Origin of the sequence: Paenibacillus sp. FSL R5-0766 (assembly GCF_037971845.1) — a bacterium.
GTDB lineage: Bacteria > Bacillota > Bacilli > Paenibacillales > Paenibacillaceae > Paenibacillus.
Map to the genome: position 1 here is coordinate 4460880 of NZ_CP150227.1, position 13073 is coordinate 4473952.

15 protein-coding genes are annotated in these 13073 nt (G+C 47.1%); 2 read left to right on the forward strand and 13 right to left on the reverse strand.

What is annotated here, in order from left to right:
* Positions 1 to 116 precede the first annotated feature (116 nt).
* The gene (locus tag MKY66_RS19255; protein ID WP_076215846.1) at positions 117 to 1025 is read right to left on the reverse strand and encodes an AraC family transcriptional regulator; all 909 of its coding nucleotides are present in this window, start codon (positions 1023 to 1025) and stop codon (positions 117 to 119) included.
* A 108-nt stretch (positions 1026 to 1133) separates the two neighbouring features.
* Here MKY66_RS19255 and MKY66_RS19260 point away from each other — a divergent pair, with 108 nt between their 5' ends.
* Positions 1134 to 2063 carry an EamA family transporter gene (locus tag MKY66_RS19260; RefSeq protein WP_076215844.1) on the forward strand — a complete coding sequence of 310 codons (930 nt, stop codon included), beginning with the start codon at positions 1134 to 1136 and terminating at the stop codon, positions 2061 to 2063.
* A gap of 88 nt (positions 2064 to 2151) precedes the next feature.
* On the opposite strand, the gene sigF is transcribed toward MKY66_RS19260, so the two are convergent.
* The 11 genes from sigF to MKY66_RS19315 all read right to left on the reverse strand — a co-directional run bounded on the left by sigF (position 2152) and on the right by MKY66_RS19315 (position 10994).
* Positions 2152 to 2907, reverse strand: a complete 756-nt coding sequence (gene sigF, locus MKY66_RS19265) for an RNA polymerase sporulation sigma factor SigF (protein ID WP_036607856.1) — start codon at positions 2905 to 2907, stop codon at positions 2152 to 2154.
* Between the two features lie 14 nt (positions 2908 to 2921).
* Complete coding sequence (gene spoIIAB, locus MKY66_RS19270) at positions 2922 to 3377, reverse strand: anti-sigma F factor (RefSeq protein ID WP_036672324.1); 456 nt, start codon at positions 3375 to 3377, stop codon at positions 2922 to 2924.
* Positions 3374 to 3727: an anti-sigma F factor antagonist gene (gene spoIIAA / locus MKY66_RS19275; RefSeq protein ID WP_017687636.1), complete on the reverse strand. Its 354-nt coding sequence runs from the start codon at positions 3725 to 3727 to the stop codon at positions 3374 to 3376. Before spoIIAA ends, spoIIAB begins: the two co-directional genes overlap by 4 nt.
* Before the next feature lie 145 nt (positions 3728 to 3872).
* Positions 3873 to 5048, reverse strand: a complete 1176-nt coding sequence (locus tag MKY66_RS19280; protein ID WP_076215841.1) for a D-alanyl-D-alanine carboxypeptidase family protein — start codon at positions 5046 to 5048, stop codon at positions 3873 to 3875.
* A gap of 250 nt (positions 5049 to 5298) precedes the next feature.
* On the reverse strand, positions 5299 to 6123 hold the full coding sequence (locus tag MKY66_RS19285) for a purine-nucleoside phosphorylase (protein WP_036607861.1): 825 nt from the start codon (positions 6121 to 6123) through the stop codon (positions 5299 to 5301).
* A 129-nt stretch (positions 6124 to 6252) separates the two neighbouring features.
* A complete protein-coding gene (locus tag MKY66_RS19290) occupies positions 6253 to 7143 on the reverse strand; it encodes a tyrosine recombinase (protein WP_076215839.1) in 891 nt (296 codons plus the stop codon).
* Between the two features lie 75 nt (positions 7144 to 7218).
* A complete protein-coding gene (locus MKY66_RS19295; RefSeq protein ID WP_076215836.1) occupies positions 7219 to 7461 on the reverse strand; it encodes a DUF4227 family protein in 243 nt (80 codons plus the stop codon).
* A 158-nt stretch (positions 7462 to 7619) separates the two neighbouring features.
* Complete coding sequence (locus tag MKY66_RS19300) at positions 7620 to 8087, reverse strand: Fur family transcriptional regulator (protein WP_036607866.1); 468 nt, start codon at positions 8085 to 8087, stop codon at positions 7620 to 7622.
* A 107-nt stretch (positions 8088 to 8194) separates the two neighbouring features.
* The gene (gene spoIIM, locus MKY66_RS19305) at positions 8195 to 8824 is read right to left on the reverse strand and encodes a stage II sporulation protein M (RefSeq protein ID WP_017687629.1); all 630 of its coding nucleotides are present in this window, start codon (positions 8822 to 8824) and stop codon (positions 8195 to 8197) included.
* Positions 8825 to 9177: 353 nt separating this feature from the next.
* A complete protein-coding gene (locus tag MKY66_RS19310) occupies positions 9178 to 10398 on the reverse strand; it encodes an endonuclease Q family protein (RefSeq protein WP_076215833.1) in 1221 nt (406 codons plus the stop codon).
* A 2-nt stretch (positions 10399 to 10400) separates the two neighbouring features.
* On the reverse strand, positions 10401 to 10994 hold the full coding sequence (locus MKY66_RS19315) for an NUDIX hydrolase (RefSeq protein WP_076215831.1): 594 nt from the start codon (positions 10992 to 10994) through the stop codon (positions 10401 to 10403).
* Between the two features lie 347 nt (positions 10995 to 11341).
* Between MKY66_RS19315 and mciZ the strand changes: the two genes are divergently transcribed.
* Positions 11342 to 11476: a Z-ring formation inhibitor MciZ gene (mciZ, locus tag MKY66_RS19320; protein WP_091028853.1), complete on the forward strand. Its 135-nt coding sequence runs from the start codon at positions 11342 to 11344 to the stop codon at positions 11474 to 11476.
* Between the two features lie 161 nt (positions 11477 to 11637).
* Here mciZ and MKY66_RS19325 read toward each other — a convergent pair whose 3' ends face one another.
* Positions 11638 to 12771 (reverse strand): M20/M25/M40 family metallo-hydrolase, encoded by a 1134-nt coding sequence (locus MKY66_RS19325; RefSeq protein ID WP_047843589.1) that lies wholly within the window; start codon positions 12769 to 12771, stop codon positions 11638 to 11640.
* Between the last annotated feature and the right edge of the window lie 302 nt (positions 12772 to 13073).

The window sequence follows — 13073 nt, forward strand, 5'->3', positions numbered from 1 at the left end:
TTTTGACCGATTTGAGGCGTAACTAAGTGTGAAGCATTATTTTACATATCAAAAAAGTCGCCGTATGGGCGACTCTTCGGTATTGGTAGTTAGGTTCACGGATCATGTACAAGAACTCAAGAATTATGTTCTTTTTTTCTTTTGTTCAATTCCCTTCTAAATCGTAAAGGGGTTGAATTCATTGTTTTCCGGAATTGGTTAATGTAATAACTCGTGCTGTTAAAACCAACCTCATAGGCAATCTCGGTGATGCTACGCTTGGAGGATTGCAATAGTTCAATGCTTCTTTGGATGCGGTACTCGATCACGTATTGCATGGGTGTGGTTTTCAGGATTTGCTTGAAATAACGGCACGTCTCCGACCGACTTAACTGTCCAGCCTTTGCAATATCTTCAAGCTTAATTGGATCGGCATAATTGAGATTAATCCATTGCAACATGTCTTTCATTCGGTTGTTTCTGCTCATCTCTGATGGATCATGTTCAAGAGAATATCCGTTCATAATCAGCAGTTTCCACATATTAAGCACCGCCGAAGCAATATTCACTTCGTAAAAAGGAACTTGGTGCACTAGCTCCTTTCTAATCCGTGCAACAGCATCCAAGATCTGTTCTCCCCAAGCGTTAGCTCTTTCGATATACAAAAAAGGCAAATTAGTTGCTGTTACATATGGATGTACGTACTTTATATACAAATCCGAAGGCATGATAACATGTGGGGACAAATTCAGACATAAATAAATGCAGTTCTCGCTCACCCCGTGATCTTCGGCCATATGCATTATTCCACTGTTGATAAAAACCCCGTCACCTTTGGACAAAATCATCTTTTGATCGTTGATATGGAACAACGCCGTACCCTGAAGAACGGCAACAAACTGCAATTCATCATGCCAGTGGAGAGGAATATGTCCGTGAACATTTTGAACAATGGTTGTCTCATAACAGGCTATAGATAAGGTATCGGTACGGTGTTGCGTCATTTCTTTCAAATGTTGATCAATGATAAATTCGATCTTCTGCATGGCCCTCATCTCAATATAGTTATATTTTTAAGTGTAATATTGATATAAATGTACCGCATTTCTCCTTAATATAACACTATTCTTATATTTAAGGTGAGGCGAACAAGAATGACAACTTCTGTAAAATCCAAAATTTCAGGCATCGTACTCGTTCTGACGGGAGCCATCTGCTGGGGCATTGGGGGTACGGTATCTCAAAAACTGTTTCAACTGGATGGAATTGAGGTCAATTGGTATGTCACTGTAAGATTGTTGATTGCTGGGTTACTATTACTGGTTATTCAATCGTTTACTAATGGGCGATTTCAGATTTTTGATGTGTGGAGAAATAAAAAAACGGCTGGACAGTTGATCATTTTCGGATTGGTGGGCATGCTTGCCGTCCAGTATACGTACATGGCATCCATTAAACACGGCAATTCAGCGGTGGCTACACTCCTGCAGTACCTGTCCCCTGTCATGATCATGATTTACATCGCACTCCGGAAGCAGTCTGTCCTCACACGCAATGACCTTGCATGCGCCGTTCTGGCTCTCGGTGGGTGTTTTCTCCTGCTGACGAATGGCTCACTTACGCGGTTATCTGTCTCCTCGCTCGCAGTGATATGGGGGCTGTTATCCGGGGTTTCAGCTGCATTTTATACGCTGTATGCCGTGCAACTGATTAAAAAGTTCGATTCACTTGTTGTGGTCGGCTGGGCAATGATCATCGGTGGTCTGGGAATGAGTTTTATTCACCCGCCCTGGAAAATGAATTTTGCTAACATCACGCTCGAAACCTACGGATATTTGATATTTACGATCCTTTTTGGAACCATGATTGCTTTTTGGTTTTATATTGCGAGTCTCAAAAGTCTTACACCCAAGGAAACTAGCCTGCTCGGGAGCGCGGAGCCCCTTGCTGCTGTTGGAACAACCGTCATATGGCTCCATGAACCCTTTGGCTTCTATCAATGGATTGGTATGGCATGTATTCTTGGCATGATGCTGGTCATGCAGTCCAATCGTTCGAGATCTCGCCGTATTAACAACAAATAACCTCCCTCGCCATAATGCGCGATAGAAGGTTGTTAGTTGTCGTATATTGGTGTATAAACGCCAATACTGTTGTTTGCACTCCACAAGATCACTGCGCGATCTGGTCGCGGATGGATTGCAGTATTTTTTTCTCCAGACGTGATACCTGAACCTGAGATATTCCCAGCCTGCTGGCAACCTCGGACTGCGTCTGATCCCGGTAATACCGAAGATACACGATTAACCGCTCCCGCTCGCTGAGACCACCGATGGCTTCGTTCAGAGCCAGCTTGTCAAACCAACGTTCCTGAGACTCGTCGGCAATCTGATCCATTAACGTAATGGGATCACCGTCATTCTCAAATACCGTCTCATGGATGGAGGTCGGTGGTTTGTTTGCTTCCTGGGCAAATACAACTTCCTCCGGGGTTACCCCCAGCTCTGCGGCAACTTCCTTAATCGTTGGTAAACGATCCAGATGTTTGGACAGTTCGTCCCTTTTTTTGCGGACTTTATTCGCCATCTCTTTCAGTGAACGACTGACCTTCAGGGTACCGTCATCCCGCAGGAATCGCTGGATTTCTCCGATGATCATCGGTACCGCGTAGGTTGAGAACTTCACGTCATAACTGAGATCGAATTTGTCTACTGACTTGAGCAGACCGATACAACCAATCTGGAACAGATCTTCCGGATCATATCCCCTGTTCATAAAACGCTGTACGACGGACCAGACGAGTCTGATGTTGCAGTTCACCAGCGTATCCCGTGAAACATGGTCACCCGACTGACTGAGCGCAATCAGCCGTTTGACCTCGGCATCGTCCAAATAGGTCTGTGAAGATGGTTTCACTTCAGCATCCATAAGAACACCAACCCCTAATTATACAATGCTTTCTTGGATTCAATCCTTTTTTTCATCTTGATGGAGGTGCCTCTGCCGGGCTCACTGCTGACTTCGAATTCATCCATAAAGTTTTCCATAATGGTGAAGCCCATGCCCGACCGCTCAAGTTCGGGTTTGGACGTATATAGCGGCTGCTTGGCCAGTTCAAGATCTTCGATTCCTTCACCGCGGTCTTCCACGATGATTGTAATCATGTCTTCCCGAATCTCGGCCTGGATGGACACAACACCCTCGGAGTTATTGTTGTATCCGTGGATGATGCTGTTGGTCACGGCTTCCGAAATGACCGTCTTCAGGTCACTGAGCTCGTCCATCGTTGGATCAAGCTGGGAGATAAACGCAGCAACGGTAACCCGTGCAAACGACTCATTCTCTGACTTGGCCGCGAATTGCAGATTCATGAAATTTGTCCCTGTTCCTTCATTCATGAGACGACCTCCAGACCTGAGAGAGCAGTTCCCTCATTTTCGTATATCGGCATAATCTTGAACAGACCCGACATTTCCAACAAACGGTACACTGGCGAATTGACGTCACAGACCACCATCTTGCCACCTTTATTCTTAATGAGCTTGTATCTTCCCAAAATGACACCCAGACCTGAACTGTCCATAAATTGCAGATCTTTCAGGCTGAGTACCAGATGCTCGCTTTGTCTCCGCTGGATGGCTTCATCCATTTGCATCCGTACCATGTCAGCTGTATGGTGATCCAGCTCCCCGGATAATCGTACAATCAGAATCCCGCGATGGTGTTCCATTTCCACATGCAAGTTCACGTTTGCTCACTCTCCTCCCTGTCTTAGAACAAGGATTTCTACGCTTCCGAAGGCTTTTCCTGCCCCCCGACAAAACTAGAAGAAAACCCCTATTTAACTACAAAATATGTTCGAAGGATGCGTGCAACTCGCAGAAATCGCCGTTTTAGTCAAACAGGTTGGACGTCGTCCGCTTGAACAGCTTCCACCAGCCCGCCTTATTCACATCCTGCGGAGCCTGAATGTCGAACTCCTTTATGACGTCGTTACCCTGGTAAACCACCAGTTTACCTATACTTTGCCCAGCCTTGATCGGAGCTTTCAATTCTTTAGCAACCAGCAATTCATGCCGGATGTCATTGGATTTGGCTCCTTTGCGCATCAGCACACTATAATTTTGCGTGGCATTCAGAGGTAATTCGGCAACTTCACCTTTTTCGATCTTCAGACTACCCAGCAGATCCCCTGCCTTGTAGAGAGCCTTCATCGTATATTGAGTAAAGGCATAGTCAAACATCGAAGATACTTCGCTGTTCCGTGTTTTGGTATTTGGTTCACCAAGTACCACGGAAACGACACGCAGTCCATCTTTGGACGCTGTTGCGGACAAGCAGAATTTCGCTTCGGATGTGTAACCTGTTTTCAAACCGTCTGCCCCTTGATAAAAACGAACCAGCTTGTTTGTGTTCACCAGCCAGAATGGCTTTTCCGTATCTTTGCGAAGGTAATCCTGATATGCACCGGTGTACTTCGTAATCCCGGAATGCTTCAACAGCTCACGGCTCATGACGGCAATGTCATGGGCGGAAGAATAATGATTATCGACCGGCAGACCGTTACAGTTGGCAAAATGAGTATCCTTCATGCCAAGCTCCTTCGCACGCTCATTCATCAGCTGCACAAAGGCTTCTTCCGAGCCAGCGATCTTCTCAGCCATCGCTACCGAGGCATCATTGCCCGAAGCCATCGCGATCCCTTTTAACATATCGTCGACCGTCATTTCTTCCCCAGGCTCCAGAAAGATCTGCGAACCGCCCATGGAAGCTGCGTATTCGCTCGTTCTTACTTTGTCGGTCAGCTTCAGCTTACCCGAGTCGATCGCTTCGATTGTAAGCAGCATGGTCATAATCTTTGTAATGCTCGCTGGAGGCAGCTGATCATGACTGTTTTTCTCATAAATGACCGTTCCCGTGTCTGCATCCATTAAGATCGCAGAGCGCGCCGACGGGGCCAGATCAGTTCCTCCCGCTGCCTTCGGTGTTTCTTCAGCTAATGCCGTTGATGCCAAAAGGGACAGCAGGATACAAAGGGTCATGAACGATGCCATTATTCTTTTCTTCACAAGGTTACCTCCTCAAATGACTTGCTTACTGCATGTTCCATGCATGTACTGCTAATCATTGTCGGCCCGTTTCCAGTAAATTATTCCATGTAAAGCATGATTTCCCGAACTTTTATTGAAAATGTGGTCAAAGCCAAAAAAACGCACTGCACTCAACGAATGAGTAAGCGTACGTTCAACACAACAAAAAAAGGTTACCCCCCCGATGATTTCTCATCCAAAGAGGTAACCTTCTCTACTCAAATCTTGCTTACATTTGTGGAATAACTGCCACTACCAGCGCCAGGAACGACTCACGCACACGTTCCGTCGTCTCCATAACCTCATCATGTGACAACGGCTGGTCCAGAATTCCGGCAGCCATGTTGCTGATACAGGAAATACCGAGTACTTCCAGGCCCGCGTGGCGTGCCACAATCACTTCAGATACAGTGGACATGCCCACTGCGTCTGCGCCCAGTGTACGCAGCATTCTGATCTCTGCCGGTGTCTCATAGTTCGGACCGAGCATACCTGCGTATACCCCTTCACGTACGTTAAAACCTTGTGATGCGGCCGTATCCTTCGCCAGCGCACGCAAACGGCGGCTATATGCTTCGGACAGATCAGGGAAACGCACGCCCAGTGCAGCGTCATTTGGTCCGATCAGTGGATTTTTGCCTGTGAGATTCAAGTGATCAGAGATCAGCATCAAGTCTCCAGCTTCATACGACGTATTCACGCCGCCCGCAGCATTGGTTACAAGCAGGCTGCTTACACCCAGTTCTTTCATAACCCGTACCGGGAAAGCTGTCAATTCCGGACCATATCCTTCGTACATGTGGAAGCGGCCTTTCATCATCACAACTGGACGACCTTTAATGGTTCCGACCAATAGTTCACCTTCATGTCCTTCTACTGTGGACACTGGAAAATGGGGAATATCCTGATAAGCAATACTTACGCCATCTTCAATCAGTTCTGCCAGTACGCCAAGACCTGAACCCAAAATCAAACCGACTTCCGGCTTGATGGAGCTTTTGCTTTGAATATAAGATGCTGCTTCCGAAATCATTTGTTGGTTTAATGCTGTCATGCGATGTATGTTCCTCCTTGAGTTGAAACGATCCGTCTTATGTATAACGGCGTTTGGATGTATTCAATTTATTTTATCCTAAATCGGCCCAATGTTCCGCATTTATTTGTGAATGCCATGCGTCAAAATCTATCTTGCCCTTGGATGATGGGTTTCATAGATTTCTTTCATGGTTTTGCGACCATGATTGCCATATTGTTGTCCGGGCTGCTCCACGTGACCCAGCATGTCTTGAACCGCACGTGTATCCGCCCCATTGGCAATCAGGTGTGCTGCAAACGAATGACGCAGCGTATGCGGCGTAATTTCTTCCGAGATTCCTGCGTCCACCGCCGCTTTTTTGAGCAGCTTCCAGAAGCCCTGCCGGGTTAAACGCCTACCAGATACATTCACGAATAGTGCCTGCTCGTCCGAATCGGTTTTGAGCAACTTATTGCGGAATTCCTCCACATACACACTTGCCCAATGAGCTGCTGGTGCACCGATGGGAAGGATGCGTTCCTTGCCCGCCCCACCGCATCGTATAAAGCGCATGCCTGCCTGTACATCCCGAATGTCAAGGGCAATCAGTTCCGATACCCGAATACCTGTAGCATATAATAGTTCAAGCATCGCTCGATCTCTCACACCCTGCGGTGAACGAATATCAGGCGCTGTCAGCAGTTGTTCGATCTCTTGGATACTTAACACCTGTGGTGGCGTCTTGTCCGCCTTGGGAGCTTCCACATCAAACGTAGGGTCCTGTATGATATCACCCCGCCGCATCAAAAAATGAAAGTAGGAGCGCAGAGATACGATGCTGCGGGCAATGGTTGCATTGGCACGTCCTGCCTGTTTGAGCTGACCTGCAAACAGGACGACATGTGTGCGTCTGACCTGATCGGCTTCGCGTATGCCATATTCCTTATCAGCAAATTCAATGAACTTGTCCACGTCTCGGAGATACGATTCAAGCGTGCTGCTCGACATCCCTTTATCATCTTCCAAGTATAAGGCATAGGCGTGTATCGTCTGTTTCATGTACAACGCTCCTCAACTGACAGATCTGCCGCTCTGGCAGACTGCTCCCGTATTTGCATCCCTGGCTGTTCGAAGCTACTCCCCGTACCAATAGAACAAACGGAGACGCTCTGCCATCGTAGGACGTCCTTCTCCATTACCCGGCCAATCCGTTTCCTGAAATACTTTGATTGCATTGCCAGTTGGCATCTGATACTGATCCACAGGTGAGATCCAGCCATTAAACAGATCCAGAACATGATAGAACAGATAAACTAATGCGGCAAAAACTATGATAAATCGAATAAAACGGAGCCCTCTCCGCACTGATATAATCATGGGCGTGTCCCCTCCTGATTCGAATCCGGTATTGTCCTTGAATCAGGATATGTCCATAAACACAGGTTTATGCCATTCGGGCGAAACTCCAGATCATGTCCGGTGCCAAAAAAGCTCTCCCGTCAAAACCGCCGGTGAGAGCTTGAAGATATGCTATGTTATTCTTCATCTTTGGGTTTCTGTTCATTTTTAGCTTTGCAACGATAACAAATTCCATGAAAGTCCAGTCGGTGATCTACTACCGAAAAGTTGAATTCCCGCTCCAAACGCTCTTCAAGCGGTCCAAGCCAGTCTTCACGTATTTCATCCATACTTCCGCATTGAACACAGATTAAGTGATGATGGTGATGCTTGGATGTATCTCCGCGCAGATCATAACGCGCTACACCGTCGCCGAAGTTGATTTTCTCTACAACATGCAGCTCACTCAGCAGTTCGAGGGTACGGTACACGGTTGCCAGACCGATTTCGGGAGCCTTTTCTTTAACGAGCATGAATACATCTTCTGCGCTCAGATGATCTTCTTCATTCTCAAGAAGTACTCTTAAGGTGGCTTCCCGCTGGGGCGTTAATTTATATCCTTGGGACTGTAGTTGCTGCTTAATTTTATCAATCCGTGCTTCCATTTTCTCCCTCCCCCTAGGAAATCACTGCACACTGCAACTTAACCCACTCTTTTCATTATAGGGGGAGTGCGTAATTAAAGTCAACATTTTACACTATACGGTGCACGTTAGGCCGGTAGTAACATTGGCGTGACCCAACGCATCATCGCAGGTGTAACCCATGTTTCAAAAGACGCCACGCCGAGCAGCAATGCAGCCATAACCAAAGTTAAAACTATATATGAAGCAAAAGGCCTTTGTCGACCAGGTGTTCGCTGCATCAAAACACGATTGCGAATGATGTATAACGAGAACGTCATCGCCGCCACACTGCAGATCAGGAGGATCGGAATGACAAATAGATTATGCGGTGCCACGGACACCAATGCAAACAGAAGCCCTTTCCAAGAATACTGCCCAACAAGGTACCCTACCGTGAATCCAATGAGCACACCTTTCAGAAAATCCAGAACCAGTATACCGGGCAGTCCAACGACGGATAAACCCAGAATAAAGATCAGACCCACCCATTTCAGATGGAGCATGGCAATGTCCCAATATGCCCCGGTCTCAGTCACTTGTGCACTGTGCTGCACGGTCATGAAGAAATTGCCGAGATAACCCTCCAGATCCTGACGTTGCTCAAGAGACAATGCGTTGACCATGAGCGCGCCAAAAATCACGCCGACCAGAAACAAGACAGCCACGAATACATATAACGAAGTCTGACCTTTAAATGTAAAGTAGGAAGAGCGCATACAGGTACGAGTCCCCTTTCCGGTATCATGCTGCAAGGATTCTCATTTACATCCTCATAGTCATTCTTATGAACCGGAATGCACCTGTATGACTTCTTGTCCAGATTGGCTCTACGTGAAGTGAAGCTTTATCAGTTGCACCTAGGAGTATTTACACGGGTCACTACGATGACAGAACAACCTTTCGATCGCTGTTATCCCCAGATTTTTTTCATTCCTTTTTAAAGGGGAAATCCGGGGATAAAGGCGAAGCATATGCTTCCGATGCAGCTTTCTTTCAGAAAGCTTTTAGCTCCGCTTCTTCAGGTTCTTTCTGTCACCTCCGTTTTGTGTAAATGTTTAGTTCAATTTATCTAATCTGAAGATTTCACCTGAACAGCAACCTTTCCGTACGTACCGCCACCTCCGGAGGACAGCTCCAGTTGTCCGTTCCGTGCAGCCACAATCAAGCCTGCCAGCACAGGTCCAACAACCGCAGCAAGTTCTTCCTCACGCGTGCGATGAAGTACGTTCATTTCTGTACCAAAATGGTCCAGTAGCTGGCGAAGTTTGGCTTTGCCAAGTCCGGGGATGAACTCCAGTGGTACCTGATAATGATAGGCTGGTCTGTTTGCAGGAACATGAGGACTCTCTCGATCAGAGATCGCCAGGATGCGATCCAGCACCCCCTGCACCAGCTTCAGACTGCCACAGTGCGGACAACGCTCTGCTGACATGGCTTGCTCATCCATAATGCTGCCACATGCTGCACAGTAGGTACGATGATATTTGCCCAACCTTGGATTAAGTCCATAATTGGCCGCAATTTTCCTGCCGGCTTCTCCTTGGAGTGCCATACGGAACTCATCAAAAGAAGGTGCAGCCACTTGCAGTTCATTATACTCCCGTCCAATCTTACCGAGCGAATGAGCATCCGAATTGGTTAGAAACGGTACATGGTCCAACTCCCGAATATAACTGGCCATGGATGAATCAGAGCTTAAGCCCAGCTCGACAGCATCCACGAGACGGGTATCCAGTACATCGCCCATACGGGGCGCAGTACTGCCATAGATGCCTTTATGCGGTGTAAATACATGTGCAGGCACAATAAGCCCGCCACGTGCCTTAATCTCGGCTTGCATCTCTAGAGCGGGCACGTACACCCGCTGAGAACTGAGATTCACATTTTTCATATAACGTTTCATCCAGTCCGTGAAGGACTTCATCGTTTTCAGATCACGGAAATACGCCAGCATATGGAACTCACGCATTCCAGGCTCGCGCAGCTCAATCTCTGTACCCAACAAAATGGTGGTGTCCTGGTAGGCAATACCTCCGCCATCAATCTCGGACATGGTACCACTCTCCAGCAATTGCTCGATATCCATCTGTACAACCGGAGAATGACAATCAATAACACCAAGCAAATGAATTCCTTTGCGATCCGATGCTTCCCGGGCAATATTCTCAAATGTCAGATCACGACTGCCGCTGATTTTAACAGCCTCACCGCGAGAGGTTCGTCCGATGTGAATATGCAGGTCTGTATAACAGGGCTCCCACGTCGTGGACGTTTCCAGTTCGTCTTGCATGCCTAGAACCGTCCTGTCGTTCTGTAGAGGTCCCACGCGTATACAGCCATCATCGTTTTGGCATCACTAATCCGATTCTCATCCATGAGAGCGTAGGCTTCCTCCAGAGTTATTTCGGCAACTTCAAGGAATTCATCTTCGTCCAGTGCCATGTCCCCTGCTTCCAACTCTTCAGCGATGTATAGATGAATGATCTCATCTGCGAACCCCGGTGACGTGTAGAACGAACGCAAATGACGCAGCGACTTGGCTACATATCCCGTCTCTTCTCGCAATTCACGTGCTGCGGCAACTTCCGGCTCTTCTCCCGGGTCCAGTTTTCCCGCAGGAATCTCCACTTCGGTGCGTCCCATTGCCTGACGATACTGATCCACAACAAGCATGCGATCCCCATTCAGAGCGAGTACAGCTACCGCTCCAGGATGCCGGATTATCTCACGTGTAGCCGTCTGGCCATTCGGTAGTTTAACGGTATCGACTTGAAGTGAAATCACTTTGCCCTCGAAGATTGGCTTAGTGGATACGGTCACTTCATCCAGTTTTGGATTGGCAGGTTGCGTTGCGTGGATGGATTGGGCAGATTGGTTTGGTTTCATTGGTTCTTCAACTCCATATCGTAGGATTATATATAAATGGACTAAAAATATTTACACTAACCACTCCAATGACAGAACAACCCTTCGATCGCTGTTATCCCCAGATTTTTTTGATTTCTTTACTAATAGATAAAATTTGGTGATAGCTTATGCTTACGATGCAGCTTTCTTTCAGAAAGCTTTTAGGCGAACGCACCGCTTCTCTTGGTTATTTCTGTCCTCTCCGTTCTTGTGTAAAGGATTAGCTCAATTTATATATTTGGTGAATGTATAATTTTCTGATTTTGGGCATATGGTGAGCGTATAGAATTCTCACAGCAAATATAAACGAATCAGGGGGACTTTCGATGAACAGTTATATGACGCCTCAATCCGTACACGTGGTAGGACAAGCCCGGCAAGTGCAGCTCATACTCAAGCAATGGTTGCGCGAGTGGGGCCCGGATGCCAAGTTAGTCGATCTGCTCGCTGGACGCAAATGAATCGGTCATCGATCCATTCATCCATTGATTCAAATTGACCCTAAATTAACGATTCTTCTCCCTTGAAATATAACATGAATTCACAAAAAGTCCGAATCCGATACAGATAGACCGGGTTCGGACTTTTGTCTAACAACATGTGAGGTAACATGTGCTCTATATTATTTCTTGTCAGCTGCCGTTTCCTGAATAATAGCCACGACTACTTGGGATAACTTCACAATGTCTTCGGCACGAATACGTTCTTTGGTTGTATGGATATCCTCATACCCTACCGCTAGATTCACTGTCGGAAGGTCGAATCCGTTAAAGATATTGGCATCACTGCCACCACCGGAAGCAAACGTACTTGTCTCCAGCCCAATACTGCGGATGGCACGCTGTGCAAGCTGTACAACTTCGTGTTCATCATGGAAACCAAATGCAGGGTAGAGGATCTCACTTCTGAATTCAGCTGTTGCACCGTATTTGCGACATGTCGTTTCCAACGCGTCACGCATCTGTGCAACCTGCAATTCAACTTTCTCCTGCACAATACTGCGAGCTTCCGCTTCAAGCTGTACAAAGTCACATACCACGTTGAGTGCTGATCCACCTTGGAATTTACCGATGTTCGCTGTCGTCTCATCATCAATTCTGCCCAGTGTCATGGCTGCAATCGCTTTGGCTGCAACCTGAATGGCGCTGATCCCGTCTTCCGGGTTCACGCCCGCATGGGCGGACTTACCATAGATGCTCATTTGAATTTCAGCTCTGGCTGGTGCAGCAACACAGATCGTACCTACAGCTCCATTAGAATCCAGCGCATAACCGAACTCGGCATCGATATCCTTCGGATTCATGGCACGTGCACCCACCAGTCCAGACTCTTCGCCGACCGTAATGACAAATTGAATTTTACCATGTGGAATCTTGTTTTCCTGGATCACACGAATCGCTTCAAACAATGCCGCAATCCCTGCTTTGTCATCTGCTCCCAGGATCGTTGTTCCATCACTGCGAATCCAGCCATCTTCACCCAGTTCAGGCTTGATTCCCTGTCCCGGCGTCACGGTGTCCATATGACATGTGAAAAAGATCGGTGCAACCCCTTCAGTTCCTTCGGCTTCCCAGGTAATGACGAGGTTTCCGGCGCCATGTCCGGTTTGCTCCATGGTATCATCCTCATAGACATGAAGCCCAAGATCTGTAAACTGCTCTTTTAACACCTTCGAGATGTTCTGTTCATTTTTCGTTTCACTATCAATCTGCACCAGTTCCATGAACTGATCGATAACACGTTGTTGTTTAATCATAGGACTTTCCTCCCTCTCGTGGATACGGTACAATACAATTACTATGGCTTGTTTACTTTAATGAGGTTGTTCAAAAAGTCTGCTTTTGATTACGAAGGATGCCTGGCGGCATCATCAGCATCGAATATGGAATTCAATCGAAATAAGCGGGAGGCTTACGAAGTATGTTTCCTTTGGAAACATTGTGGTTGCTCACGTAGTTTTCCCTACGCTCCGCTACTCCATTTCTAGCTTCATCCCATCTTCTTGGTACTGAAAACCAGTCTTTTTGAACACACACTTTATGTTGAAAGGAGTTCTCT

Coding starts and splice junctions, on each gene's coding strand:
- MKY66_RS19255 (WP_076215846.1), bottom strand. CDS start 1,025: ATGCAGAAGATCGAATTTATCATTGATCAACATTTGAAAGAAATGACG.
- MKY66_RS19260 (WP_076215844.1), top strand. CDS start 1,134: ATGACAACTTCTGTAAAATCCAAAATTTCAGGCATCGTACTCGTTCTG.
- sigF (WP_036607856.1), bottom strand. CDS start 2,907: ATGGATGCTGAAGTGAAACCATCTTCACAGACCTATTTGGACGATGCC.
- spoIIAB (WP_036672324.1), bottom strand. CDS start 3,377: ATGAATGAAGGAACAGGGACAAATTTCATGAATCTGCAATTCGCGGCC.
- MKY66_RS19285 (WP_036607861.1), bottom strand. CDS start 6,123: ATGACAGCATTAAACCAACAAATGATTTCGGAAGCAGCATCTTATATT.
- MKY66_RS19290 (WP_076215839.1), bottom strand. CDS start 7,143: ATGAAACAGACGATACACGCCTATGCCTTATACTTGGAAGATGATAAA.
- MKY66_RS19295 (WP_076215836.1), bottom strand. CDS start 7,461: ATGATTATATCAGTGCGGAGAGGGCTCCGTTTTATTCGATTTATCATA.
- MKY66_RS19300 (WP_036607866.1), bottom strand. CDS start 8,087: ATGGAAGCACGGATTGATAAAATTAAGCAGCAACTACAGTCCCAAGGA.
- spoIIM (WP_017687629.1), bottom strand. CDS start 8,824: ATGCGCTCTTCCTACTTTACATTTAAAGGTCAGACTTCGTTATATGTA.
- MKY66_RS19310 (WP_076215833.1), bottom strand. CDS start 10,398: ATGCAAGACGAACTGGAAACGTCCACGACGTGGGAGCCCTGTTATACA.
- MKY66_RS19315 (WP_076215831.1), bottom strand. CDS start 10,994: ATGAAACCAAACCAATCTGCCCAATCCATCCACGCAACGCAACCTGCC.
- mciZ (WP_091028853.1), top strand. CDS start 11,342: ATGAACAGTTATATGACGCCTCAATCCGTACACGTGGTAGGACAAGCC.
- MKY66_RS19325 (WP_047843589.1), bottom strand. CDS start 12,771: ATGATTAAACAACAACGTGTTATCGATCAGTTCATGGAACTGGTGCAG.